19 protein-coding genes are annotated in these 26,890 nt (G+C 67.4%); 6 read left to right on the top strand and 13 right to left on the bottom strand.

From position 1 onward, the window contains the following. Nucleotides 1–27: 27 nt before the first annotated feature. From V3328_RS19330 to V3328_RS19315, 4 genes are read right to left on the bottom strand one after another with little or no spacing between them, the layout of a single operon-like run. On the bottom strand, nucleotides 28–705 hold the full coding sequence (locus V3328_RS19330; protein ID WP_340331353.1) for a glutathione S-transferase family protein: 678 nt from the start codon (nucleotides 703–705) through the stop codon (nucleotides 28–30). A gap of 26 nt (nucleotides 706–731) precedes the next feature. After that, nucleotides 732–1,313: a VOC family protein gene (locus tag V3328_RS19325; RefSeq protein WP_340331496.1), complete on the bottom strand. Its 582-nt coding sequence runs from the start codon at nucleotides 1,311–1,313 to the stop codon at nucleotides 732–734. Nucleotides 1,314–1,345: 32 nt separating this feature from the next. Then, complete coding sequence (locus V3328_RS19320) at nucleotides 1,346–2,653, bottom strand: phenylacetate--CoA ligase family protein (RefSeq protein ID WP_340331352.1); 1,308 nt, start codon at nucleotides 2,651–2,653, stop codon at nucleotides 1,346–1,348. After that, nucleotides 2,650–3,447, bottom strand: coding sequence for a citryl-CoA lyase (locus tag V3328_RS19315; protein ID WP_340331351.1), 798 nt, complete (start codon nucleotides 3,445–3,447; stop codon nucleotides 2,650–2,652). Before V3328_RS19315 ends, V3328_RS19320 begins: the two co-directional genes overlap by 4 nt. Nucleotides 3,448–3,584: 137 nt before the next feature. Here V3328_RS19315 and V3328_RS19310 point away from each other — a divergent pair, with 137 nt between their 5' ends. Continuing rightward, nucleotides 3,585–4,337, top strand: coding sequence for a GntR family transcriptional regulator (locus tag V3328_RS19310; RefSeq protein ID WP_340331350.1), 753 nt, complete (start codon nucleotides 3,585–3,587; stop codon nucleotides 4,335–4,337). A 2-nt stretch (nucleotides 4,338–4,339) separates the two neighbouring features. On the opposite strand, the gene V3328_RS19305 is transcribed toward V3328_RS19310, so the two are convergent. The 8 genes from V3328_RS19305 to V3328_RS19270 form a co-directional block, all read right to left on the bottom strand. Next, nucleotides 4,340–4,972, bottom strand: a complete 633-nt coding sequence (locus V3328_RS19305; protein WP_340331349.1) for a LysE family translocator — start codon at nucleotides 4,970–4,972, stop codon at nucleotides 4,340–4,342. Between the two features lie 124 nt (nucleotides 4,973–5,096). Continuing rightward, on the bottom strand, nucleotides 5,097–6,026 hold the full coding sequence (locus tag V3328_RS19300) for a phosphotransferase (RefSeq protein ID WP_378758902.1): 930 nt from the start codon (nucleotides 6,024–6,026) through the stop codon (nucleotides 5,097–5,099). Between the two features lie 169 nt (nucleotides 6,027–6,195). After that, nucleotides 6,196–8,616, bottom strand: a complete 2,421-nt coding sequence (locus V3328_RS19295; protein WP_340331347.1) for a GcvT family protein — start codon at nucleotides 8,614–8,616, stop codon at nucleotides 6,196–6,198. A 168-nt stretch (nucleotides 8,617–8,784) separates the two neighbouring features. Continuing rightward, on the bottom strand, nucleotides 8,785–11,232 hold the full coding sequence (locus tag V3328_RS19290) for a GcvT family protein (RefSeq protein ID WP_340331346.1): 2,448 nt from the start codon (nucleotides 11,230–11,232) through the stop codon (nucleotides 8,785–8,787). Nucleotides 11,233–11,614: 382 nt separating this feature from the next. Next, nucleotides 11,615–12,490 carry a phosphotransferase gene (locus V3328_RS19285; RefSeq protein ID WP_340331345.1) on the bottom strand — a complete coding sequence of 292 codons (876 nt, stop codon included), beginning with the start codon at nucleotides 12,488–12,490 and terminating at the stop codon, nucleotides 11,615–11,617. Then, nucleotides 12,487–14,499 (bottom strand): ABC transporter permease, encoded by a 2,013-nt coding sequence (locus tag V3328_RS19280; protein WP_422732926.1) that lies wholly within the window; start codon nucleotides 14,497–14,499, stop codon nucleotides 12,487–12,489. Before V3328_RS19280 ends, V3328_RS19285 begins: the two co-directional genes overlap by 4 nt. A gap of 244 nt (nucleotides 14,500–14,743) precedes the next feature. Continuing rightward, the gene (locus V3328_RS19275; protein WP_340331343.1) at nucleotides 14,744–15,793 is read right to left on the bottom strand and encodes a quaternary amine ABC transporter ATP-binding protein; all 1,050 of its coding nucleotides are present in this window, start codon (nucleotides 15,791–15,793) and stop codon (nucleotides 14,744–14,746) included. 202 nt (nucleotides 15,794–15,995) lie between these two features. Beyond that, complete coding sequence (locus tag V3328_RS19270; protein WP_340331342.1) at nucleotides 15,996–16,961, bottom strand: ABC transporter substrate-binding protein; 966 nt, start codon at nucleotides 16,959–16,961, stop codon at nucleotides 15,996–15,998. A gap of 282 nt (nucleotides 16,962–17,243) precedes the next feature. Between V3328_RS19270 and V3328_RS19265 the strand changes: the two genes are divergently transcribed. After that, nucleotides 17,244–18,005: a DeoR/GlpR family DNA-binding transcription regulator gene (locus tag V3328_RS19265; RefSeq protein WP_340331341.1), complete on the top strand. Its 762-nt coding sequence runs from the start codon at nucleotides 17,244–17,246 to the stop codon at nucleotides 18,003–18,005. A gap of 6 nt (nucleotides 18,006–18,011) precedes the next feature. Here V3328_RS19265 and V3328_RS19260 read toward each other — a convergent pair whose 3' ends face one another. Next, entirely contained in the window at nucleotides 18,012–20,729 is a 2,718-nt protein-coding gene (locus tag V3328_RS19260) for an AsmA family protein (protein WP_340331340.1), read from the bottom strand. Between the two features lie 127 nt (nucleotides 20,730–20,856). On the opposite strand from V3328_RS19260, the gene V3328_RS19255 reads away from it, so the two are divergent. From V3328_RS19255 to V3328_RS19240, 4 genes are all read left to right on the top strand, one after another. Next, a complete protein-coding gene (locus V3328_RS19255; RefSeq protein ID WP_340331339.1) occupies nucleotides 20,857–21,630 on the top strand; it encodes a ferredoxin--NADP reductase in 774 nt (257 codons plus the stop codon). A 164-nt stretch (nucleotides 21,631–21,794) separates the two neighbouring features. Then, on the top strand, nucleotides 21,795–23,840 hold the full coding sequence (locus V3328_RS19250) for a hydantoinase/oxoprolinase family protein (protein WP_340331495.1): 2,046 nt from the start codon (nucleotides 21,795–21,797) through the stop codon (nucleotides 23,838–23,840). Continuing rightward, nucleotides 23,837–25,591, top strand: a complete 1,755-nt coding sequence (locus V3328_RS19245) for a hydantoinase B/oxoprolinase family protein (RefSeq protein ID WP_340331338.1) — start codon at nucleotides 23,837–23,839, stop codon at nucleotides 25,589–25,591. The genes V3328_RS19250 and V3328_RS19245 overlap by 4 nt, the downstream gene beginning before the upstream one ends. Nucleotides 25,592–25,875: 284 nt before the next feature. After that, a complete protein-coding gene (locus V3328_RS19240) occupies nucleotides 25,876–26,745 on the top strand; it encodes an FAD binding domain-containing protein (RefSeq protein WP_340331337.1) in 870 nt (289 codons plus the stop codon). The last annotated feature ends 145 nt before the right edge of the window (nucleotides 26,746–26,890 follow it).

The following is a 26,890-nucleotide window of genomic DNA, read 5'->3' as shown; positions in this document are numbered from 1 at the left end:
GCGAACCTCCCCCAACACCGGTAGCCGCTACCGTATCGCCTCGAGCGGCTGGTCCTTGGTCGATGCCACCAGTCCGTAGAACACCTCGTTGATCTCGTCCCACTTGCCGAGCTTCTTCATGTTGTCCATCCAGCGCTTGACGTTCGGAAACTTCGAGAAATCCGAATGGACGACCTCGCCGAGCGTGATCAGGCCAATGCCGAAATAGTCGGCGATCGTCACATCGTCGCCGGTCAGATACTGCCTGTCCGGACCGATCCAGTAGTCGTTGAGGACCTTCAGCCAGTTCTCCGAGTTGGCCTTGCCCCACTTGATCGTCTCGGCGTGGGCCTCGTCGGTCGGCCGCTTGTGGTGCGGGAAAACCTGCGGATAGATGAAGCCGTAGGCGTAGTCGCGATAGAAGTTCGAATTGAACCAGTCCATGATCTCGTTGACCTTCGCCCGCTTCTTCAGGTCCTTCGGGTATTCGGGCAGGTCGTACTTCTCGGCGAGGTATTTCAGGATCGACGAGGACTCGGTCAGCTTGAAGTCCCCGTCCTCCAGAACAGGCACCAGCTTGTTCGGATTGAACGAGGCGAACGGCTCCTGGTGATGGGCGCCTGTGAACAGGTCCACCACCTCCTCGTCGACTTCGAGCCCCTTCTCGGCGATGTACAGGCGAACGGGCCGGCTCGTCATCGAAACCGGATGCATGTAGAGCTTCATATCGGATCTCCAGGGATGGTCGGCGTTCAGTAGGGATTCTTCGGCGAGCGGTCGGCCGACAGACTGTCGCGCGAACGCTCGGTCAGGGCCTCGATCGCGTCGGCCAGATGAACCTTCTCGATATTGTAGTCACCGCGTCCGGTGCGGATCTTATGCGCTTCCAGCAGCACGTCGGCATGGGTGAACCCCGCCGGCGGCTCGAAGCGATAGGAGGCGAGTTCGATCGTCAGGCCGAGCGGATCGTTGAAGTAGATCGAATCCATGAAGCCGCGGTCCTTGACGCCGGAATGCCGGATGCCGCGCTGGTCCAGTCGGTCGATGGCCTGATCGAAGGTCGCCTTCGACACGGCGAAGGCGATGTGGTGGACGGCGCCCGGCTCCGTCGAGGTACGCCGCGGATCCGGTACGCGGTCCTCCTTCGTGAAGATCGTGATCAGCCGGCCGTCGCCGGGATCGAAGTAGAGATGGCTCTCGTCGGAGACGTCGAGGTTCGGCTGCTCGAAGATGAAGGGCATGCCGAGCACGCCTTCCCAGAAGTCGATCGACGTCTGGCGGTTGGCGCCTACCAGCGTGATGTGGTGGACGCCCTGCGATTGCAGCTTGCGGATCTGGGTGTTGTCCATGGTACTGCCTCCGATGTTCAGGATCGTTCGACCAGCTTCGACTTGTATTCGGACCTCGGCAGCGAGCCCCACTCCACCAGGTCGATATCCGTGGTGACCACCAGCGTGTCGCGAATGCGCTTGCGGATGCGCTCTGCCAGTTCCGGCGTCCCCTCGTGGCCTTCGGCAAGCTCGACGGCGACCGGCAGCGGCGGCTCCTGCTTGACCCCCGGCGCCTTCGGCCGGATGGCGATCACGCCGCTCACCGCCGGGGCGAAGGCGTTGACGACCTCGCGCACCGCGGTCGGAAAGACGTTCATGCCGCGCACGATCAGCATGTCGTCGGTGCGGCCGATGCAGCGCACGCGCGGCGCGGTACGGCCGCACGAGCAGGTGCCGGTGCGCAGCCTGACGTGGTCGCGCGAGCGGAACCGCAGCAGCGGCGCGGCGCGGTGCCTCAGGTGGGTGTAGACGAGTTCGCCCTCGGCGCCGTCCTCCACCGGCAGCGACGCGCCGCTGTCGGGATCGATGAGCTCGAAATGCACGAACTCCTGCCCGCAGAAGTGCATGCCGTCCCGGGCCTCGCACTCGCCCCACAGCGAGACCGAGATGTCGCCGATACCCATCGCCTCGACGACGACGGCGCCCCAGGCCTCCTCGAGGCGGGCGCGCATGGCCGGCTCGCCGCCACCCGGTTCGCCCGCGACCATGATCCGCTCGACGCTCGACCCGGCGGTATCGATGCCTCGGTCGCGCGCCCATTCGGCGAGGTGCAGGGCATATGACGGGGTCAGCACGAGCATCTGGGGCTTCAGCAGTTGCACTGCCGTCATCAGCCGCTCGGTGTTGCCGGTGCCGACCGGTATGTGGCAGACGCCGAGGCGGTTGAAGGCGTCGAGCGCCGCGCCGGCGACGAACGGGCCGGCGTTGTAGGTCGAGACGACGCGACGGCCCTTCTCCATGCCGGTCGCCGCATAGGTGCGCGACGAGGTCCGAACCCAGTTGTCGAGATCGCCGGCGGTGAGCGGAATGTAGCTCGGCAGGCCGGTCGTCCCGCTGGTCGAGAAGATCCTCACGACCTCCTCGATGGGAGCGGCCAGATGGGTTCCTATCGGGTCGGCCTCGCTTCGGGTCGCACGCAACTCGTCCTTCTCCGTGAACGGCAGTTCGGCGATATCCTCCAGTCCGCCGACATCGGCCGCCGCGGCGAAACCCGCCTCGGTGAGCTTCCTGCGATAGAACCGCGAATGCTCGAACAGGTAGCCGACCTGTTCGCGATAGCGTTGCCCGTCGCGGCGCAGGCGGTCCTCCCAGGCGAGCGTTTCGAGTTCCGGCTCCTGGATCATCGGGTGCCCTCCTCCCCCTGGCGGACATAGGCGATTGCGTCCTCGCCGTGAGAGGCCATCAGAAAGCCGATCTGGCCATCGCTCTCCTCGGCGAGATGGGCGAGCAGGCCGCCGGTTCGCGCCAGGATCGCAATCGCCTTGATCACCGACGCGGGGAAGTCGAGTTCCAGCAGGACCGCGGCGATCGGCATCTGGACGTTCATCGTCAGCGGCTTGCCCCAGACCCGCTCGACGGCGGCCGGGAAACGCCTCGCCATGTCGATATAGGGGCCCTCGATGCCGCGCTCGGCCGTCATCTCGAAGATGCGCACGGTGCGCGGATCGACCGGCTTGTGGACCGGATGGCCGAAGCCGGGAAAGGCGCGCCGGCTCTCGCGATACTCGCGCGCAATCGATTCGGCGACCGCATCGGCATCCTCTCCCGCGTCGACTCGACGACGCGCCTCGACCAGCAACTTGCCGCAGAGCTCCGAGGTTCCCAGCAGCACCGAGCCGCATCCGAGAATTCCCGCCGCGACTGCGGCCTGCAGAGCCGCCGGATCGGCGTCATAGGTCATCCGCGCCGCCTGTGCCGTCGGTGTCAGGCCGTGTTCGGCGATCGCAACCAGCAGGGTGTCGAGGAAGTAGCTCTGGTCCGGCGTCGGCATTCGACCGGTAACCAGGAGGAAGAAGTAGTCGGTGAACCCGACGTGACCCATCAGGTCGTTGCACAGATCGCGTCCGCGCACCTCGATCCGATCGGGCCAGGAGGTACAGATCGATGTCTGCGCTGCGCCGTGCTTGCCTATTGCCATCCCTGACCGTCCGTTGCGCCGAATCCGCCGCTGCACTTGCCGCCGTGCGGTGGAATCGCACCTCCCGCGACCGCCAATCGATGCGGCGGCCGATTATTGCCTGTTAACATTGTAGGACAATATTGACTAGACACCGGATGTCAACTACCCCTGACAAGCAGGTTTATCCAAGCCCCTCGAATGCGATGAGCGCCACCGGCACTGCCCCCGAGACAGCACCCCGAACGTCAAGCCGGGGCTCGACCGTGGAGCGGGTGGTCGAGCACCTGCGATCCGGCATCCTGACCACCCGTTACGCGCCCGGACAGCGGCTCATAGAAGCGGACCTGACGCGCGACCTCGGCGTCAGCCGGGGACCGCTGCGCGAGGCCTTCCGCAGGCTGACAGCGGAAGGACTGATCGAGACGGTTCCGAACCGGGGGGCGCTGGTTCGCCGCCTGACCCTGACGGAAACGATAGAGCTCTTCCAGATCCGCACCGAACTGGAGGCCCTGGCCGCGCGGCTGTCGGCGAGCAATGTCTCCGAACCCGATATCCGCGCCGCGTTCGAGGGTGCCATCGCGCCGATCTGGTCGGAAGCCCCGCGCCTGTCGGCGATGGCCTATCTGGAGGAGAACAAGCAGTTCCACGACGCCATCGTCGGCGCCAGCGGCAATTGCCAGCTCGTGACGCTGCACAGCCAGTTGCAGCTGCCCCTCATCATGTTCCAGGTCAGCGGCGGCCTGACGGCGGAGATACTCTGCCACTCGGTCGCCGAGCACCGCGAGATCGCCCAGGCGATCCTGGACGGCGACGCTCCGGCGGCGGAAGCCGCACTGAGGGGCCACCTGGAACGCGCTGCCGACCTCACCGCCCACATGCCGCCCTCGACCTTTCGGGCGGAAACGTAGCGCTACTGCGGCGACACGGCGAGATTGACGCCGAAGGCGATCAGCACGCCTCCGCCGATCCGCTGCGCCAGACGTTCGACCCGGCGGGAACCGGAAAGACTGCTGGCGACGCGATCCGACAGGACGATGCAGATCGCATCGGTCGCGGAGAACATGACATTCACCGCGGCGCCCAGAATCAGGACCTGCGCCCAAACCGGCAGGCTTGCGGCGGGGTCCGTGAACTGCGGCAGGAAGGCCAGATAGAACAGCGCCGTCTTCGGATTGAGGATCTCGACGACGAGGCTGTCGCGCAGGGCCTTGCGTCCCGATACCGGACCGGTGGACACAGCCTGCCGCGCGCCGCCTCCCAGGCCGATGACATACCTGATGCCGAGCCAGACCAGATAGGCGGCACCGGCAAGCTTGACGACGGTGAAGAGGAGGGGAACCGTCTTCAGCACCAGCGCAAGCCCGAACGCGGCCGCCGCGATGTGGAACACGCCGCCGAGGTGGAACCCCAGCGCCGCCAGCCAGCCGGCGCGGCTGCCGCGCACGATCGTTTGCGTCGCGGCGAAGAACATTCCCGGGCCCGGCACGCAGGCGAAGACGGCCGTGGCGGCGAAGAAGGGGAGCAGCAGGTCGAGACCGGGCATCGCGGATCATCCTCTCGGGTCGGCGGATGATCGTATGGCGGGCTCCGGGGCCCGAAAGCCGGATCTGGGGCGTCAAATCATCGCCCTCGGCCGCGGGACCTGCCGGGAGCAGCGGCGCCAGGGTTCACCCTCTGCGCACGGTCTCCACGTGGCCGGAAAACTCCGATGTCGCCATCAGTGCCTTGCAGCGTTCGAAACGGTTGATCGAATAGGCCCAGAAATCCTCCGCCGGGTTCCGGTTGGCGTGCTGGATCAGGCCCCAGAGCGTCCACAGGAGATCGCACATCGCCTTGTAGATGACCATCCGGCCGGCATCGACAGGAGACGCGGGCCCGCCGAAATAGGACTCCATCAGGCGCCGGTCCATCTCCGCGTCGAATCCGCCCTCGACGGAAAGATCACCGAGATCCCACATCGGGTCGTTCACACCGGAATATTCCCAGTCGACGATCCACATCCTGTCGCCCGCGTCGAGAAAGTTCTCGCAGAGCGGGTCGCAATGGCAGGGCGCCAGAGGAAGCGGGTGGGCGGCCAGCGCCGTCCGTACCGTCTCCGCCTCCGCCACCACGTCGTGATAGCCGTCCGGCACCTCGGCGCCGAGCGTCTTCAGATGGCCGAGATACTCGTCGATCATCGCGAAGAGTTCGAAGCGGAAGGAAAACGTACCGGCACCGTCATGCAGCATGCGGAACGCCCTGCCCGCCCGCTCGACGGCGCCCGGCGTCGACGCGAACAGGGCCGGAGACATCGTCTGCGCCCCGTCGAGGAAGCGCGTGACCATCACGCCGTCGGGTCCGAAATGCACGACCTCGGGGGAGACGCCGGCGTCTGCAGCGGCGCGGGCGTTGGTCTGCTCGACTGCGCGGTCGATATAGGCCGACGTGCCCTCGCCCGGCAGACGCAGGCAATAGCTGTCGCGGGACAGGTCGAGGCGGAACACCAGATTGGTCATTCCGCCGAGACGGGAGATCGACGCGCCGGCGAGGTCCCGGTCCGCGAAGGCGGAGATACCGGCGAGCGCGGCTCTGGCCTTGTCGATGTCGGCTCCGGTCATCGTCACATTTCCCCGTTTTGTCACACTAAAACGTCATCCCGGAAGCCGCTCCGGCTTCTATCCGGGATCGCCACGAGCCGCAGTGCCAGCGGACGCGGCAATCCCGGCCTTTCGCTTCGCTGCAGCCGGGATGACGTGACACGAGAAGACCGCCGGCCGCACCACTGTCTCATCCCCTCAGCCGTTCGCCTTTCGGATCGTAGAGCGCGCGCGAGCCCCGTTGTGCAACATAGGCCTTCCCATAGGCCTCGATCACGAAGTCCCGGGCCTTTGAAAGTGCTGCAGGCACATAGGCGAAGGCGATCGTCCGTCCCACCGTGTAGCCGAAGCCGGCGCTCGTCGTCGTGCCGACCACCCTGCCCTCGTGCAGGACCGCCTCGCCGCCGATCAGCGGCGCGTAGCCGTCGACAGACAGGGTCACAAGTCGCCGGGCCGGGCCATCGGCCCTGATCCTGCCCAGGGCGTCGCGGCCGATGAAGTCGCCCTTGTCAAGCGCGACGCAGAAGCCGAGCCCGGCCTCGTAGGGATCGGTGTCGGGTGTTACCTCGGCCGACCAGTAGACGAAGCCCTTCTCGAGCCGCAGGGATTCGATCGCCCGATAGCCGATGTCGGCGATGCCGTGCGCCTCGCCGGCCTCGCGGAGTGTGCGATAAACGTGAACCGCCTGTTCCGCGGGAACGTGCAATTCCCAGCCCAGTTCGCCGACATAGCCGACGCGGGCGGCGCGGACGCGCGCGAGCCCGATCTCGATGTCGCGCACGGCGAGATACGGAAATGCCTCGTTCGAGACATCGTCGTAGGTCACCGACTGCAGGACCTCGCGCGCCTTCGGTCCGACCAGGTTTATGACGGCGAAGGCCGAGGTCACGTCGCGAAGCTGCACCGATCCGTCATCCGGGAGATGCCGCGCGATCCAGCCGGCGTCGCGGACGCCGAACTGGCTACCCGTCACGACGTAGTACCGGTCGGCGTCGAGCCGCATGATCGTGAGGTCCGCCTCGATCCCGCCCCTCCCGTTGCAAAGCTGCGTGTATATGCAACTTCCATCCGGCTTCGCCAGGTCGTTCGCCGCCAACCCCTGCAGCGCCTCGAAGGCGCCCGGGCCGGTCACCTCGAACTTGGAGAACGACGTCTGGTCGATCAGCGCGACTGCCTCGCGCACCCTGACGTGCTCGCGGCCGACGGCCGAGAACCAGCCGGGCTTCTGCTCGAAGCTCGGCGTCTCGCTGGCCTCCACCTCGCCGGTGTCGAACCACAGCGGCCGCTCCCAGCCGGCCTTGGAGCCGTAGACGGCCCCGTTCTTCTTCAGGATATCGTAGAGGGGGCTGAGCCGCCCGCCGCGAGCCGACTGCAGTTCGTCGCCCGGCCAGTGAATCGAATAGTAGTGGCCGTAGGATTCGCTCGATCGTTCCGCCAGATAGGTTCTGTTGGCCTGATGCGAGGAGAAACGGCGCACGTCGAAGGGCCACAGGTCCATGCCGGGATCGCCGTGCAGGATCCAGTTCGCCATCGCCTCGCCGGCGCCGCCGGACGCGGCGATGCCGGCAGTGAAGCCGCAGGCGACGTAGAAATTGTCGAGTTCGGGCGCCAGCCCCATCACCGGCTCGCCGTCCGCGGAGACCGGGATCGGGCCGTTGATGACGGTCTGGATGCCGACCTCGTTGAGGATAGGCAGACGTTCCGCGGCCGGCAGCATGAACCGTTCCAGCCGGTCGTAGTTTTCCGAAAACAGCTCGCGGCCGAACTCGAACGGCACGCCCTCGGGCCAGCAGGCTGGCGCCCCCTGCTCCCAGCCGCCGATGGCGAACGAGCCGACGTCCGGCTTCAGGTAGAAGATCCGGTCCGGATCGCGGAAGGTCGGTGTCGCGGCGGTGACGTCGATCTTCTTCTCGGTCACCACGTACTGGTGCTCGACCGCGCCGGCGGCGAGCGCGACGCCCGCCATCTCCCCGACCCGCTTCGCCCAGATGCCGGACGCGTTGACGATGGTCTCGCAGGCGATCGTGCCGTGGTTCGTCTCGACGCCGGTGATCCGCCGTCCGGCCCTTTCGAAGCCGGTCACTGTCACCCCCTCGCGGATCGTCACGCCGCCGGCGCGGGCGACCTTCGCGTAGGCCTGGGTGAGCGCGTAGGGGTCGATGTAGCCGTCGCTCGGGATCCAGGCCGCGCCGACCACGCCGTCGAGGGTCATCCACGGAAAGCGATCCTGTGCCTCCTTAGGTGAGATCTCGTGGGCCTCGAAGCCGAAGCCCTTGGCCTGGGTCAGCGACCGCCGGATCTCGGCCAGGCGCTCGCCGCTCGCCGCGATCCTGAGCGACCCGGCCTTCTTCCAGTCGATCGCCTGCCCGGATTCGGCCTCCAGGCGGTCGTAGACCGCGACGGAATTCTGCATCAGCCGGGTCAGGTTCTTCTTGGAACGGAGCTGGCCGACGAGACCGGCGGCGTGCCAGGTCGAGCCGTGCGTCAGCTGCGCCTTCTCGAGCAGCAGCACGTCCCGCGCGCCGGCGCGGGCGAGATGGTAGGCGATCGAGCAGCCGACCGCACCGCCGCCGATGATGACGATCTTGGCCTGGGACGGCAGGTCAGTCATGAGTGTCTTGTCCGGCTCGCCAACGTTGCATTGACGTCATCCCGGCCGAAGCCCGCCACGCGGGCGCAGAGCCGGGATCGCCCCAGGTCGCAGCGCTGCGGTTCCTGGTGATCCCGGATCGGCCTTGGGCCGTCCGGGATGACGTCTGATCTGGACAAAAAGGCCCCGTCACGGCTTCACCCGGCTCATCGAGGGATCGTAAAGCGGCTCCATGAAGACCTCGGCTGGGACGCGATCGGTGGCGACCTCCAGCTCGTAGCTGCCGCCGACGACGTAGTCCCTGTCGACCCCGTCGCCGTTGCGGACGTAGCCGTAGCCGATCGACCTGCCGACGGTGTAGCCGTAGCCGCCGCTGGTCAGCCAGCCGACGCGCTTGCCGTCCCGGTAGATGGTCTCGCGGCCGAGCAGCACGATGTCGGGATCGACCGTGAAACCCGCCAGCAGCTTCTTCATCGGCCGCTGCGCCTGCACCTGGAGCGCCTCGCGGCCGATAAAATCCTGATTGGACTTCAGCTTTACCGCCCAGCCGAGGCCCGCTTCCAGCGGCGTGTGGTCGGGTCCGATGTCGGAGCCCCAGGCGCGGTAGCCCTTCTCGAGCCGCAGCGACTCGATCGCCCGGTAGCCGGCCGGCCGCACGCCGAGGTCGGCGCCCTTCTCCATCAGCGCCTCGTAGACGTTGACCACGTATTCGGTCGGCACGTGCAGCTCCCAGCCGAGTTCGCCGACATAGGTGACCCTGAGCGCCATCAGCGGCGCGCCGGCCAGGCCGATCTCCCGCACCGTGCCGAACGGGAAGCCGTCGTTGGACAGGTCCGCCCGCGTCAGGCGCGACAGAAGCTCGCGGCTGTTCGGCCCCATCACCGACAGCACGCCATAGGCCGAGGTGACGTCGACCACCTGAACGTTCAGGCCCCCGGGGATGTTGCGGCGGATCCAGTCCAGGTCGTGGGTGGCGAAGCCGGTGCCGGTGACGACGTAGTAGCGGTCCTCCGCAAGCCTGGCGACCGTCAGGTCGCACTCGATGCCGCCGCGCGCGTTGAGCATCTGCGTGTAGGTCAGCCGGCCCGGCGCGCGGGCGACGTTGCCCGCGCAGATCCAGGTCAGCGCCGCTTCAGCGTCCGGACCGACGACGAGGAACTTGGCGAAGGACGACTGGTCGAACACCGTCACCGCCTCGCGCGTCGCCGCATGCTCGCGGCCGACCGCCTCGAACCAGTTCTGCCGGCCGAAACCGTAGATATCTTTCGCCTCCTCTCCGGCGGCGAGATCGGCGAACCAGTTCGGCCGCTCCCAGCCGAGCTTCTCGCCGAAGCAGGCGCCGGCGGACTTCAGCCGGTCGTAGAGCGCAGAGCGGCGGCACGGGCGGCCGCTGTCATGCTCCTCGCCGGGCCAGGCGATCGTGTAGTGCTTGCCGTAGAGCTCGAGCGTGCGGGTGCGGATCCAGTCGGTGTCGAAATGCGGCCGCCCGAAGCGGCGGATGTCGACCGGCCACAGGTCGAACGGCGGCTCGCCGGCGACGACCCATTCCGCCAGCGCCATGCCGGCGCCGCCACCTGCGGCGATCCCGAAGGCGTTGAAGCCCGCGCCGATGTAGAAGCCGCGCTGCTCCGGAGCCTCGCCGAGGATGAAGTTGCCGTCCGGCGTGAAGCTCTCCGGGCCATTCAGCAGTTCCTTGATGCCGGCTTCCGCCAGCGCCGGGACGCGGCCGAGGGCCAGCTCCATCATGTCGGAGAAATGGTCCCAGTCCGAGTTCAGCAGCGTGAACTCGAAGCCGTCCGGAATGCCGTCGACCGCCCAGGGAATCGGGTTCGGCTCGTAGCCGCCCATGACGAGGCCGCCGACCTCCTCCTTGTAGTAGGTGAGCCGGTCGGGATCGCGCAGCGTCGGCAGGTTCGAGGATACGCCGTCGATCTTCTCGGTGATCAGGTACTGATGCTGGACGGAGACGAGCGGGACGTTGACGCCGGCGAGCCTGCCGACCTCGCGCGCCCATTGGCCTGCGCAGTTGACGACGATCTCGCAGGCGATCGTGCCGTGCGGCGTCTCGACCCCCTTGATGCGGCCGCCCTCGACGAGGATCCGCGTCACCGGCGTCTCCTCGAAGAACCGGACCCCCGACATCCGCGCGCCCTTCGCCAGCGCCTGGGTGATGTCGGAGGGGCTCGCCTGCCCGTCGGTCGGCAGGAAGGCCGCGCCGACGACGTCGTCGACGTCCATCAGCGGCCACAGGTCCCGGGCCTCCTGCGGGCTCAGCAGGTGCATTTCCAGCCCGAAGGAATGCGCCGTGGTCGCCTGCCGGCGCACCTCCGTCCAGCGGTCCTCGTTGCAGGCGAGCCTCAGGCCGCCGTTCATCTTCCAGCCGGTGGCAAGCCCGGTTTCCTCCTCCAGCCGGTCGTAGAGGGCGACCGAATTGCCGAGAAGCTGGGTGATGTTGGCGCTGGTCCTGAGCTGGCCGACCAGGCCCGCGGCGTGCCAGGTGGAGCCCGACGTCAGCTTCGCGCGCTCCAGCACGACGGTATCGGTCCAGCCGAGCTTGCCGAGGTGATAGGCGGTGGAGCAGCCGACGATGCCGCCCCCGATGACGACGGCCCGTGCTTCTTTCGGCAGGTCAGGCATTTAGGCGTTTCCTCGGTCGTAGCGTTTCGATCGGCGCGAGGGCCGTGCTATCTGTCTCAGGGCTTTGCTCGACGGGATCAGCGCGGCACTGGCGGCGAATACGCGCCCCACCGCCGTCATCCCGGCCGAGCGGAGCGAGTGCCGGGATCGGAGAGCCGGGGCGCCTCCTGTGGCTCGCAGATGCCGGCTCGGCCTTGCGGCCGTCCGGGATGACGATCGAGAGGGCGTGCCGTGCCGCTCTGGGTTCCGGCTCAGGTCCGGGACATGCCGCCGGTGGGAGTGGCACGGCCGTCACCCCAATCGCAGGCATACGCCCTGGCCCCCGAGCCGGGGCCCAGAGCGGCGATTGCGAGATGGCTTCAAGCTGTCCGCCCATCCCGCCTCACATCTCGTAGAAGGCCGCCAGCGCGGCTTCCAGGCGCTGCGTGTTCTCCGCCGTGTAGGCGGCGTAGTCGAAATCGAGGTCGGAGTGGATTTCCGAGACCATGCTCCACATCGTCTCGCGCATCAGCGAGGCGCATTTCATGGCGGCATAGCGGCGACGCAGCTCGTCGGTGACGGTGCGGTCGAAATAGGCCTCCAGCAGCCACTCCTCCTGTGCCGGCGACAGGCCGTTGTTGGAGGCGAGGCCGCCGAGATCGAACAGCGGCGAATTGAACCCGGCATAGTCCCAGTCGATCAGCCAGATCCTGTCGCCGTCGTCGATGAAGTTGGCCGGCAGCAGGTCGTTGTGGCCGAACACCATGTCGACCTGGCCGACGGCTTCTTCCAGCATCCCGGCGGTGTCGAGCAGGCCGGGCAGCTTGTCGGCATGGGCGCTGTTTGCGTCGCGCAGCGTGCCGGCATAGTCGCGCAGGACATGGAAGACCCAGAACACCAGCACCGGCCCGCGAAGATGGTTGGGAACGTCGCGGTGGCACTTCAGGACGACCGGCAGGATGCGCTCCAGATTGACCTGATCGCGCACGTCCTCCTCGCCGAAGGTCTTGCCGTCGACATAGCGAATGACGAGTGCGCCCGGCTCGCTGTGCAGGACTTCCGGAGAGATCCCGGCCCGGGCGGCGGCGCGGGAGGCGGCGAGCTCGTTGAAGCGCATCACCTGGTGCACCGGGATGTCGTCGCCGATGCGTACCACGAACTTCTCGCCGCGATCCTCGACGACGAAGTTGACGTTGGTGATCCCGCCGCCGAGCGGTAGCGGATCGACCGGACCGGACCAGAACGACAGCGCGGCGGCGCGGGTGCGGGCGTCAGTCATGCCACGAGCCCCAGCCTGCGACGGGTGCGCTGCGCGCCGGCCGAGACCAGCCGGTCGGCAATGATGGCGATGAAGGCGACGGCGAGGCCCGCCACGATGCCCCGTCCCGTGTCGGCCTTGGTCAGCGCGATATAGACCTCCTGGCCGAGATCCCGGGTGCCGACCAGGGCGGTGATCACCACCATCGAGATCGCCAGCATGATGGTCTGGTTGATGCCGAGCAGGATTTCCGGGAAGGCCAGCGGCAGCTTGATCTTGGCCAGAAGCTGGCGGGGCGTGCAGCCCGACACGACGCCGGCCTCGACGAGCTGCGGGTCGATCTGGCGGATTCCGTGTGCCGTGTAGCGGATCGCCGGCGCCAGCGCGTAGAGGATGACGGCGATCATCGCCGAGAAGTCGCCGACCCGGAACAGCATCACCACCGGGATCAGGTAGACGAAGCTCGGCAGGGTCTGGAGGGTGTCGACGAAGCCGCCGAGCAACCGCCCGGCGCGCTCGCTCTCGGCCGCGACGATGCCGAGCGGGATGCCGATGATCGAGGCAATGACGACCGAGATGCCGCACAGGTAGACTGTGATCATCGCCTTTTCCCAGAGGCCTGTGACGACGATGAACATCGCCAGCGCGATGCCGAGCAGCGCCAGCCTGCGGCCGCCGAGCTGCCAGCCGGCGACGCCGATCACCGCGACCGTCCATATCCATGGCAGTTCGGTGAGGAACCGCTTCACGGGGACGAGGAAATTCACCAGCATGAAGGTCTTCACCGCCTCGAGCTGGTCGTAGAAGTTGACGTTGATGTACTTGACGAGATCTTCCCAGAAGCCGCCGGTCGAGACCTCCATGGCCTCGGGATAGGTCTGTGCCGGTGGAAACACGATTCCCACCAGCGCCGTGCCGAGGATCACGACCAGCACCGTGGTCGTCCACGGGTGCCGCCGGACGAGGCCCCCGGGCAGGTCGAGATGGGCGGGCGGCGGGCGGTTGGCGAAGGCCTGGCTCAGCCGGTCGAGCGCGATCGCCAGGACGACGATCGCGACTCCGGCCTCGATGCCGCCACCGATGTCGAGGCGCCGCAGCGAGGTCAGCACGTCGTAGCCGAGACCGCCGGCCCCGATCATCGAGGCGATGATCACCATGTTCAGCGACAGCATGATCACCTGGTTGACGCCGACCATCAGGCCGTCCCGGGCGGCGGGCACCATCACCTTCCAGGTCATCTGGCGCGGCGTGCAGCCGGCCATCCGTCCGAAGTCGCGAATCTCGTCGGGAACCCCGCGCAGCGCCAGCATGGTGATCCGCACCATCGGCGGCATCGCGTAGACGATCGTGGCGATCATCGCGGCCACCGGCCCGAAGCCGAACAGGAACAGGATCGGCACCAGGTAGGCGAACACTGGCACCGTCTGCATGATGTCGAGGATTGGCGACAGGACCTGCTCTGCGGCCCTCCACCGATAGCCGGCGATGCCGAGCAGCAGCCCCCCGGCAATGCCGAACGGCACCGCGATGACGATCGAGGACAGCGTCACCATGGCGCTGTTCCACTGGCCGAACACCGCAAGATAGAGGAAGCAGGCGCCGACGAAGGCGGCGAGCTTCCAGCCGCGGGCGTAGAAGCCCATCGCGACGACGACGGCGATCACCGCGATCCAGCTCAGCGGCGGCAGCACCTGCACCGCGGCGGACCCCTGCCCTTTCAGAAAACCGGTCGACAGCAGGCTTGTTGCGATCGTCAGCGGGATCTCCAGCAGCCACGAGACGAAGCGGGTGAGCTGCAGGAAGGTGAACAGGCCGAAGGTGGCGTCCTCGACCAGCCAGTCCATGAACGCCGATATCCACGCCGCCAGCGGCACCTGCCAGGCGCGCGGCCACTCGTAGGCCCAGTCCGCCCCCAGCCACTCGATCACGTCCTCCCCGTAGGTCGAGACGATGAGCGAGGCGATTAGCACCGCGATCCAGAACAGCGCCGTGGGGCCGATCCAGGCGGCCCGCGCCGGAACCCAAGGCAGAGCGGACGAGCGCGCGGTCACGGTCTATTCCCCGCGATCCCCGGGCGGGGGCTCGGGTGCCCGGGCCGTCCATGGTTCGAGACGCGGCTATCGCCGCTCCTCACCATGAGGAGTTGGTTTGTTCGAGCGGAAACGTCAGGCCCGCAGCGGCGTGGTCCCAGACACTCATCTATCCCCTCATCCTGAGGAGGCCGCGCAGCGGCCGTCTCGAAGGATGCAGGCCCCGGCAACGCGTGTGCCGCACTCATCCGGCCGATCCCTCCGAATGGGCGAAGGTGCGGCCGACGAGCACGTCGATCACGGACTTCTTGTCGATCAGTCCGGACCTCTTTCCCTCCCTGTCGGTCACGGCAAATGGACGGTCGGCGCTCTCCACCCGGTCGGCGATGTCGGCGATCAGGGCGGCGGCGCTGACCTCGCCGGCGACGTCGGCGCCATTCGTCCACGGCGTCATCACCGAGCCGGCGGTCACCACCTTGGCGCGGGGGATGTGGCGGGTAAATTCGGCGACGTAGTCGGTCGCCGGCGCCAGCACCAGCTGCTCCGGGGTGCCGGTCTGGATGATCGCGCCGTCCTTCATGATGGCGATGCGGTCGGCGAGCCGGATCGCCTCGTCGAAGTCGTGGGTGATGAAGACGATGGTCTTCCTGAGCACGTTCTGCAGGCGCATGAACTCGTCCTGCATCTCGCGCCGGATCAGCGGATCGAGCGCGGAGAACGGCTCATCGAGGAACCACAGCTCCGGCTCCACGGCGAGCGAGCGGGCGATGCCGACGCGTTGCTGCTGGCCGCCGGACAGTTCCCGGGGATAGTAGTTTTCCCGCCCCTCCAGCCCGACCAGTTCGATGACCCGCCGCGCGCTCGCTTCGCGAGTCTTGCGGTCGATGCCCTGCACCTCCAGCGGAAAGGCGACGTTGCCGAGCACGGTGAGGTGCGGCAGCAGCGCGAAGTGCTGGAACACCATGCCCATGCGATGCCGGCGGATCTCGATCATCTCCCTGTCGCTGGCGCGCAGCAGGTCGCGGCCCTCGAACAGGATCTCGCCCGCGGTCGGCTCAATCAGCCGCGACAGGCAGCGCACCAGGGTCGACTTGCCGGATCCCGACAGCCCCATGATGATGAAGATCTCGCCCTGCCGCACATCGAGATCGGCGCCGCGTACGGCGCCGATCAGGCCGGCGCCGCGCACCTCCTCGAGGCTCGGCGCCGGGTGGCGTCCCAGAAAGCCGTCCGCCCCCTGGCCGAACAGCTTCCAGACCCCGCGGCAGGACAGCTTTACATCCGTATCCGACATACCCGTTCCCCTCCGGACAGCGGCCATTTCGTTGCGTCCGGACGAAGGTTCCTGAGTGATGCACCTTGGATCAATCCGGTACCGAATCCCGCTCCACGCACCGGCGAGGAAAAGTCCGACGGACCGCGGAAATGGCACCCGGCGACGACCGGCGGCCGCGCGCCCTAGCGAACCAGCGCGCGCGACGTTTCCGGGAGGCGGATCAGTTGGCGATCCACTTGTTCCAGCGGTCTTCGTTCTCGCTCATCCAGTTGGCGACCACCTCCTCTATCGTCTTGCCGTCGAGATCGACCTCGCCGACCATCTTGTTCATCTCGTCGCTGGAGATGTTGAAGGCCTTGATCGCCTCGTAGGCCCCGGGCCACTTGTCCTTGACGCCGACCCAGCCGGCCTTCCAGATCGGCCCGCTCGGCTTGCCGCAGTCATAGGCCATGTCCGGATTGCCGCCCCAGGCGGCATCCTCGTAGCACTCGGCGGTGTATTCCGGGAATTCGACCCATTCCCCCTCGTACTTGGCCGGTGCCCAGTGCGGCGAGTAGACCCACAGCATGATCGGACCCTGGCGCTGGTAGGCGGATTCGAGTTCGGCGAACAGCGCCGCGTCGGTGCCGGCATGGACGACCTCGAACGGCAGATCCAGGGCCTCGACCCGCTCGTCGTCGAAGCCGCCCCAGGTCACCGGTCCGCCGAGGTAGCGTCCCTTCGGCGCCGTCTCGGCGACCGAAAACGCCTCCGCGCAGGCCTCGTCCTTTAGGGCTTCCCAGTTCGGCAGGCCCGGGCACTTCTCCTTCATGTAGAGCGGATACCACCACTCTTCCTTCGCCAGCATGCCCGTCTCGCCGAGGTTCTCGACCTTGCCGCTGGCGACGGCCTCGTCGAGGGCCTCCTGGCCGGTGGTCGCCCAGATCTCCATGGCGACGTCGAGATCGCCGGTCTTCAACCCGGCAAACTGGGCGAGATAATCCGCCTGCACGTAGTCGACGTTGTAGCCGGCCTTCTTCAGCACCTCGCCCATCAGCTGCGTGGTGATGAGCTGGCCCGTCCAGTCGTGCAGGGTCAGCTTGATCGGATCGCTGGACTCCACGTCGGCGAGCGCGGGCAGCGCGCTGGCCGAGGCGAAAAGCGCGGCCGCCCCAACGGCCGCTACGGCGATGCGTGGCAGTGTCATGTTCGCTCACCTCCGTCTTTGTTGTGTAGAGCTTGGGTTGTGTAGAGCTTGGGTTGTGTAGAGCTTGGAACCTGTTCCCCTGGCGCCGCCCGCACGGATAATCACGCGCTTGGCCCCAAAGGATGATCCGGCGACAGAAGCCGCGGCGTCAACAGGAAAATCACAATTTATGTGGAATTCCCGTTGGAATTTGCCCTATTTGTTTGGGATCATGTGGTGATGCCCAATTCGCGCGCATGCCACACAGGCGGGCATCCGTTCGACAGATGGAGACCAGGTCCGGTGTACCGCACCCAGAGGCAAAGCGAGATCATGCGGCTGGTCCGGCTGCGCGGCGCCTGCTCGATCGGCGAACTCGCCGATCGCCTGAGCGTGTCGGACGAGACGATCCGCCGGACGGTCAAGCCGCTGGTCTCGGAAGGCGTGCTCGCCAAGGTGCACGGCGGGATAAGGCTGCCGGACAGCCATTCCGAGCCGCCGTTCCAGAAGCGCATGCTGGACAACGCGAACGCCAAGCAGCGGATCGCCGAGCGGGTCGCGGCGATGATCTCCAACGGCGACACGCTGATGCTGGACTGCGGCTCGACGACCGCATTCGTCGCCCGTGCCCTCAGTCAGCATTCCGGCCTGACCGTCGTCACCAATTCCGCCGAGATCGCCCGCACGCTCGCGCCGAACAACTCCAACCGGGTGTTCATGGCCGGCGGCGAGCTGCGTTCGGATGACACCGCCGCGCTGGGCCCGGAGGCGCTGGCCTTCGCCAGCCAATTCCGGGTGCGGCACGCCATCCTGTCGATCGGTGCGATGGGTCTCGACGGGTCGCTGATGGTCTACCATCTGGCGGAGGCGGAGTTCTCCCGAGCCGTGATCAATCAGGCCGAACAGGTCATCGTCGCCGCCGATGCCTCGAAGTTCGGGCGGCCGAGCCTGGTGCGCATCTGCGGGCCGGAGCGCATCGACACGCTGGTCACCGACCGCGAGCCGCCCGGCGAGCTCGCTGCGACCTTGCGCGACGCCGGCGCGAAGATCGAGCTGGCGGCCTGAGCGGTCTCAGCAGCTCACCTCCTTCTGCTCGGATTTCGGATCCGCCTTGTCTACGCCCAACAGCGTGCCGAGCGCATTGAACGGCAGTGCCAGAGCTTCCGCTGCTGCACGGCCGACCATGCCGCCCTTCACCTCGACCTTTGGATCGGAAAGCTTGCCCTCGATCGAGAAGGGAGAGACGATCGGGATCAGGTTTGGATGCAGGGCCCTGGGCGTCGCCTGGATGTCGATCGTGTCGGCCTTGAAATCGATGCGGCCGGATGCGGTGACGATGACGTCGTCGGTCTCGACGACGGCAGAATTGACCACTGCGACACCCGGAGAAAAGGCAAGCCGCGCGTCGAAGCACTCGATCCGCGAGACGCCGGTCTTGGCGGATTCGGCCGTCAGCCACGAAGGCAGCACCAGACCCGAGAAATCGAGCATCCGGTTGCCGATCGAACCGCGCCGGATATGCAGGTTGAGGTCACCGTTGGCGGCCCGTACCGCTTCGTGAACGGTGTCGCCTGAGGATGCGATCTTGAATGACGCCGCCAGGCTGCCGCTCAACGGCAGGTCGACGTCCAGGTCCTTCAGCACCTCGCCGATCGGCCAGTTGCTCATGCGGCCGTCGACCTCGAAGGGCCGGCCTGCCTCGCGAACGTGCATCCTGCCGTCGAAGTCGAACAGGCCGCTGCGATACTTCAGCTTGACTCCCTGCGCGGTTGCCAGCCCGTCGTCGAACCCGAATCTGCCGGATACGCCGCTGGCGCTGTCGCCGCCGCTGTCGACGCGGCCGGCGTTCACCTCGACGTCGATGCGCGGATTGAGGAGCGCCTTGCCGGTCCCGGTCACCTCTGCGGTGCGACCGTCACGGTCGGCACGCGCAGCCACCGCCTGCGCCCTGAGCCGGCCGAGGTCGGTGCCGACTTCGACCAGACGGGAGAGGTCGGCCATGATCAGGTCGGGGGAGGATACCGTACCGGTGATGACCGGGCGCGCGCCTTCGGTCTTCAGGACGAGATCCTCCGTCAGCACCGTGCTCCCGAAGCTGAGTTGACCGTTGAAGGAGCCGCTGTCGGATGCCACGGCCAGGGCGCCCTTGAAGGCGATGGCGCCGATCGGCACCTCTCGCACCGACAGTGCGGACGCGAGTTGCGCGTAGTCCGGCACGTTCAGGTTCACGTTGAACGCCGCATTGTGGACGGACTGGCTCTGGTCCGCCTTCAGGGCGACATCGGCCGAGACGAGTTGCGAACCGGTGATGCTGGCGTTGAACGTGTCGATGCCGGCCTCGCCGCCTGCGTCGGAGACGGCAAATTCACCGGCCAGCCGGCCAAGCGATTCCGCGTCCGTCTGGAGATCGAGGAGCGCGGCGACAGGAACCGAGACGTTCCCCTTCAGCTCGAATTCGGCGAACCGCAGCAGATCGCCGATCTGTCCGCTGAGGTCCAGCGTGCGGTCCTCCGGCGGGCCGGCCAGGACGTTCAGGCCGACGACGGCGATCCGGCCATTGTCTTCGCGGCGGACGTCGGCAGCCGAGATCGGGCCGAACTGGGGTATGGCGCTGGAGAACAGGTTCGTGGTGATCCACCCGTCGGTCATCGCAAGCGCCCCCAGGTCGCCGGCCAGCCGGGCGGTGATCTGGTAGATGGCGAAGGACAAGAGACCCTCGTCCTCGCTGATTTCCGCGCCCCCGGGCGGCCAGTTGGCCGCGGCGGTGATGTCGAAGCCCTTGCGATTGGCGAGGTCGTCGACCCTGCCGGTCACGCGCACGTCGAGCCCGGAGTCTACCCGGACTTCCGCGACGATGTTCTCGAGCGCGGGAAGGCCGCTGTCGCCGGCGACGTCGGCGCTCAGCGTCCCGGTTCCCTCGAAGGTCCGCTGCAGTTCGAACAGTTCGAGCACGTCGCCGACCGAGGAGACTTCCGTGCGCATGGCCATGCTCTTGACGGTCGGTTCGGGAGTCTCCGGCGCGAAACCGGTGAGCCTGACGACCGCGCCGGGCGTCGTCACGGTCATGGCGAAGCGGTCCGGCCCCTCGCCGTCCGCCGGAACGAAGTCGTTGTCGATGGTGATCGTCTTTCCGTTGATCGTGCCGCTGGACGTCAGGGTCGCCGCGTCGTTCGCCGGATTGCGGGTATTGCTGAGCTCGTCCAGGACGACGTCGAACAGCCAGCCGCTGGTCTGGTTGCTGTAGACGTAGTGCACGTCGGTCACCTGCACGTCCGCCTCCCGGGAGAGGTATACGATCCAGGGAACGACGCCGATCATGCGGGCCTCCACCGGCATGTGGACGCCGCCCTCCACGTCCACCCTGAACAGCGTGCTGTTCTCCGCGAGATGGACGCCGTCCAGGGTGAGTTCCTCGAGATCGACGCGACCTGCCAACAGTGCCGACGTGAGCAGTCCAACGGACCCGTGATCCAGCCGGTCGACCTCCTGTCCGTCGGCCTGGTCGCCGGCGTCGTCCGAACGCAGGACGCGGATGTCCGACCCCGTCGCCCGGAACACCCGGCCCAGCTCGAACGTGACCGGTCCGTCGATCACCACGGTCTGGCCGAACGCGGATGACAGGACGCGCTCCATCAGGGCGGCCCGCATCGGCGAGAAGATGCCCGCTTTCGGAAACAGCACCACCAGCGCGGCCGCAGCAACCACGACGACGACCAGGACGCCGAGGAGCCCCGCCAGAAGGCGCGCCCAAACCGGGCGCTTGCGTGTCATGGTTTCGGATGCCGCCATCTCTGTTCGTTCCGCCGCTAATTTGCAGGATCGTGACACGGTAGCAGCAAACCGCGTCCATGGCATTGATCACCCAAAGTCATTCGTGTACAAACATATGTGTACGAATGATCTCCTGGAGCATTCCATGGCCGCCATCGACACGCAGCGCGTCCTCGACGTCCGTCACTGGACCGATAGGCTGTTCAGCTTCCGCACAACGCGGGACCAGGGGTTCCGGTTCGAAAACGGCCAGTTCGTGATGATCGGGCTGCCGGTCGACGGCAAGCCGCTGATGCGTGCCTACTCGATGGCCAGCGCCAACTACGAGGACTCGCTCGAGTTCTTCTCCATCAAGGTGCCGGACGGCCCGCTGACCTCCCGCCTTGCTCATATTCGGGAAGGCGACGAGATCATGATCGGCCGCAAGCCGACCGGAACCCTCGTCCAGGACAGCCTGACCGACGGCAGGCGGCTCTACCTGGTGTCGACCGGCACAGGCCTCGCCCCCTTCGCCTCGATCGTCAAGGATCCGGTCATCTACGAGCGCTTCGAGACGATCGTGCTGGTGCACGGCTGCCGCTTCGTCGACGAGTTGGCCTATGGCGAGAAGATCGTGGCCGACCTCATGCAGGACGAGTATCTCGGCGAGATCGCCCGCCTCAAGATGCGGTACTATCCGACAGTCACGCGCGAGCCCTTCGTCAACCGGGGCCGCGTCACCGAGCTGCTCCGGAGCGGCGAGATCGGCACCGAGCTCGGCCAGCCGCCGTTGTGCCCCGACACCGACCGGGTGATGATCTGCGGCAGCCCGGCCATGCTCGCCGACATGGTCGGCCTGATGGAGGAACTGGACTTCGAGGAGGGCTCGCTGGCGCGTCCCGGCCAGTACGTCATCGAGAAGGCGTTCGTGGAGCGCTGAATTGATGCCGGCAACGGGAAGCATCGCTAGCGAGCCGGAGCAGGACCGGACCTGATCGACTGACACATAGCCGCTGAGCGTTTCGAGGAGGAGAGAGCGCTTTGGGTGACAGGGTAGCCGACATCTCGGTCGACGCGTCGAATCCGGTGACGCCGGCAACGCGCGTGCGCCGCGTCAGCGGCATCGATGTCGGCGGCACCTTCACCGACCTCCTGATCCACGAGAGCGACCCCCTGGGCGCTCCGGAGGGCACCGTCCGCCTCGCCAAGGTGCTCACCACCCTGCCCAACCAGGCCGAAGGGGTGCTCGCGGCGATAGACCAGGCGGGCGTCGCTCCGTCTGACATCCATCTCCTCATCCACGGCACCACCGCGACGACCAACGCGCTCCTGGAGCGCAAGGTGGCGCGGGTCGGCCTGATCACCACCATGGGGTTCCGCGACACGCTGGAACTCGGCCGGCGCACCCGCCCCAATCCCTATGGCATGACGGGCTTCTTCCAGCCCCTGATCCCGCGCGACCTGAGGATCGAGGTGATCGAACGGATGAACGTCGACGGCGAGGTGGTGCGTCCGATCGACGAGGACGGCGTCGCCGCGGCGGCGCGGGCGCTGCTCGATGCCGGCTGCGAGAGCGTCGTCATCCATTTCCTGCATTCCTACGCCAACCCCGCCCACGAACTGCGCGCAGGCGAGATCGTCCGCGAAATCTGGCCGAACGATTACGTGACGCTCGGCCACGAACTGCTGTCGGAGTACCGGGAATACGAGCGCGGCACGACGGCCTCGGTGAACGCCGCCGTGCAGCCGATCCTCGACCGCTACGTGCGCCGCCTGCAGGGCCAGCTCGAAGCCCGCGGCTTTGCCCGCGACCTCCTGGTGATGAACGGCAACGGGGGCACGGTCACCTCGCGGCTCGTAGCCCGCGACGCCGCCAAGACGGTGATGTCGGGTCCGGCGTCCGGCGTCATCGCGGCGGCGGCGACCCTGCACCAGTCGGGCCTCGCCAACGCGATCACCTACGACATGGGCGGCACGTCGACCGATGTGGCGCTGATCTTCGGCGGGGTGCCCGAGGTCTCCTCGGAACTGACCATCGACTATGGCCTGCCGATCCACGTGCCGATGGTTGATGTGCGCACCGTCGGCGCCGGCGGCGGGTCGATCGCCTCGCTGGACGCGGCGGGCGTATTGACGGTTGGACCGGAATCTGCCGGATCGTCGCCCGGGCCGGTCTGCTACGGTCGCGGCGGCACCGAGCCGACCATCACCGACGCCAATCTCGTGCTCGGCCGGCTCGACCCGGCAGGTCTGACCGCCGTCGACGGCCATGTCGACGTGGACCATGTCCGCTCGATCGTCGCCCGGACGTTGGCGGAACCGCTGGGCTTCTCCGTCGAGGACGCCGCTGCCGCGGTGCTGAAGCTCGGCAACATGCACATGGCCGGCGCGATCCGCATGGTGTCGCTGTCGCGCGGTTACGATCCCCGGGACTTCGTCCTGTTCGCCTTCGGCGGAGCCGGCCCGCTGCACGCGGTGGCGATCGCCCGGGAGCTCGGCGTTCCCGAAGTGCTCATTCCCGCGCGGCCGGGGCTGACCAATGCGCTCGGATGCCTTGTCGCCGATCTCCGGCAGGACCTCGTCAACACCATCAACGAGCCCGTCGCCACCCTCGACATGGGCGTCGTGAAGGCGACCCTGGAGGCCCAGAAGGCGCAGGGCGAGGCGATCAATGCCGCCGGGCAGGACGAGATCGTCGGCACCACCGTCCTGCACGGGGCCGACATGCAGTTCCGGGGACAGACCCACCTGATCCGCATCCAGATCCCCTCCCCGGACGTGACCCGCGAGGAGTTGCAGACGCTGTTCGAGGATGCCTACTTCGCCCGCTTCCAGGTCAGCCTGCCGGAGATCCGCGCGGTGCTGGTCAATCTCGTGACATCGGTGATCGGACGCCGGCCCGGGTTCCCGCTTGCTTCGCTGGCGGGCGGCGGCGAAGGACCGGCAAGGGTCGGCGAGCGGGATCTCTACGCCGACGGCCGGTGGCATTCGGCGCACGTCTACCTGCGCGACCGGTTGCGGCCCGGCGACGAGATATCGGGACCCGCCGTCGTCCAGCAGGTCGACGCCACGACCATCATCGAGCCGGACGCGGTGGCGCGCGTCGACGGGATCGGCAACCTCCGTATCGCCGTGGGAGGGGCTGCATGACGAGCGTCGATCCCCTCACCATTGCCGTGATCCAGGCCGGCCTGCAGCAGGTCTGCAACGAGATGGATCTGGCGTTCTCGCGATCCGCCTTCTCGCCGGTGATCGCCGAGGCGGACGACCGCTCCTCCGGCATCTACGACCGCGATACCGGCGCCCTGATCAGCCAGGGCGAACTCGGCCTGCCCGTCTTCGTCGGCACCATGCAGTACTCGACCGCCGAACTGATCCGGCTGATCGGAGAGGGCAAGGCCGGCGCCCCGGAACCCGACGACATCTACATCGTCAACGACCCCTATCTCGGCGGCACCCACCTGATGGACGTGCGCTTCGCCAAGCCGTTCTACGTCGACGGCGAACTGTACTGCTGGCTGCAGAACACCGGCCACTGGCCGGACGTCGGCGGCATGGTGCCCGGCGGCTTCTCCGCCCATGCCACCGAGGTCGAGCAGGAGGGTCTCCGCCTGCCGCCGGTCAAGCTGTTCAAGCGTGGCAGGATGGACCCGGAGATCTACGCCATCCTGTGCTCCAACATGCGGGTCGCCGACCAGCGCATCGGCGACATCCGCGCCCAGGCGGCCGCACTCAATGTCGGCGAGCGGCGGCTGCGCGAGATCATCGATCGCTACGGCATCGAAACGGTCACGGCGACGATAGGCGAGATCCGGCGGCGGGCCGCGACGCTGATGCGCAGCCACATCGCAGACATCCCGGACGGCGTCTACAAGTCCGAGGCGTTCGTCGATTCCGACGGGGTCGTCAACGAGCCCCTCAGGATCGCGCTGACCGTCACAAAGACCGGTGAAACGCTGCATTTCGACTTTTCCGACAGCTCGCCGCCATGCCGCGGCCCGATGAACTCGGTCGTCGCCACCACCTATTCCTCGGTGTACCTGGCGGTCCGGCACATCTTCCCGGACACGCCGCTCAATTCCGGCGCCTTCGAGCCTCTGAAGATCGACCGCCCGGAGGGCACCTTCCTCGACGCCCGCTATCCGCGTCCGGTCTCCGGCTGCGCCGCCGAAGTCTCCCAGCGCATCGCCGAAGCCGTGTTCCTCGCCCTCGTCCAGGCGATCCCCGACAAGGTCACCGCCGCGCCTGCGGGCTCGTCGGGCAACTTCGCGCTCGGCGGCTTCGATCCCGTGAAGGGCGCCGGCTACGTCATGTACCAGATCTCCGGCGGCGGCTACGGCGGCAATGCCGACACCGACGGCCTGACCAACGGCTGCTCGACCATCGGCATTTCCCGGACGCCGCCCGTCGAGGTGATGGAGCAGTACTTTCCGGTGCTGTTCCACCGCTTCGCGCTGCGCGAGGGCTCCGGCGGCGCCGGGCTGCATCGCGGCGGCTTCGGCGTCCACTACGAGGTCGAGGTGCTGCGCGGCGACGCGAAGGCGTCCTTCGTCATGGACCACGGCCGCTTCGGCCCGCCCGGCGTGCTCGGCGGGCTGGATGGCGGCCCGAACGTCGTCAAAGTCCATCGTGGCGGCGGCACGATGATCCCGGAGCATCTGTCGAAGGACCAGGGCATCCCGATGCAGGCCGGCGACCGGGTCGAGGTGATGACGCCGGGCGGCGGCGGCTATGGCGACCCGTATCAGCGGGACGCCGCTGCGGTGCTGCGCGACTGGCGGATGGGCTACTATACGACAGACCAGATCCGCGACCTGTTCGGCGTTGCGATCGGCGACGACGGCACGGTCGACATGCCCGAGACGTCGCGCCTGCGCGGCGACGCCCGGCTGACCGCGTGAGGATGCCGATGGCCATGGACACCCACACAACGACGAGCCGACCCATCTCCCCCCACCTCTCCCACAGGGAGAGGTCGGCACCGCAGGTGCCGGGTGAGGGGTTACGGCGCGAGCCGCATCCTTCCGCGCCCCCTCACCCGACGCTGCGCGTCGACCTCTCCCCGCCGGGGAGAGGTGGTCTCAGGCACTGCGAAATGCCGGCAACCGTCTGCGCGACGATAAGCCTATCCTCCTCTCCCCGACGGGGAGAGGTGGCGGCTGGCGCTTGAGCTAGGAGACAGGCGATGGCGTCCTACTGCCGGCCGACGACACTCGACGAAGCGCTGGCGATCCGTGCGGAACGTCCGGTCACGGTGCTGGCCGGCGGTACCGATGTCTATCCCGCGCGGGCGAACCGCGTCGGCTGGGGCGACATGCGTCGTGACGAAATTCTCGATGTATCGGCGATCGGCGAGTTGCGCGGCATGACGCAAACAGCCGATCGGCTGCGCCTCGGCGCCCTGACCACCTGGACGGATCTGCGCCGCGCCGCCCTGCTCCCGGCGTTCGCCGGATACCAGCTCGCCGCCAGGGATGTCGGCGGGGCCCAGGTGCAGAACCGCGGCACCCTCGTCGGCAATATCTGCACCGCTTCCCCGGCCGGCGACGGCATACCTTGCCTGCTCAGCCTCGACGCCGAGATCGAGCTTGCCTCGACGCGCGGCCGCAGGACGCTGCCTGTCGGGGAGTTCCTGACCGGCTACCGCAAAACGGCGTGCGCGGCAGACGAGATCGTCACCGCGATCCTGATCCCGGAGCCCAAGGCGGGCGCGGCCGGCGGCTTCCTGAAGCTCGGCGCCCGGCGATACCTCGTCATCTCGATCGCCATGGCGGCCGCCGTCGTCGCGACCGATGAAACGGGGACGATCACCCATGCGGCGATTGCCGTCGGCGCCTGTTCGGAAGTCGCCAGGCGCCTGACGGATCTCGAAGCCGACCTGGTCGGCCAGCCCCTTGCCGCGGCGTCCGACCTGATGACGCCTGCGCATTTTTCTGCGCTGAAGCCGATCGGCGACATCCGCGCCAGCGGCCAGTACCGCGACAGCGCCGCGCGCGACCTCGTGGCCGACCTGCTCGCCGGGCTGGCAGGCGCTGGCGACAGGAGGGCTGCGTGATGCTGCTACGCAGGCATCGGCAAATCGCCGCGACCGCCCGACTGGGCCCCGGATCAGGTCCTGGGCATAGCCTGCGGTGTGGAGCCAAGATCGTGCGAAACAACCTTCCGCCCGGCACTGCTTACGCCCCGGGCTCGACCCGGGA

The organism is Microbaculum marinum, assembly GCF_037855135.1.
GTDB lineage: Bacteria > Pseudomonadota > Alphaproteobacteria > Rhizobiales > Tepidamorphaceae > Microbaculum > Microbaculum marinum.
This window is presented reverse-complemented; position numbering and strand designations above follow the sequence as displayed.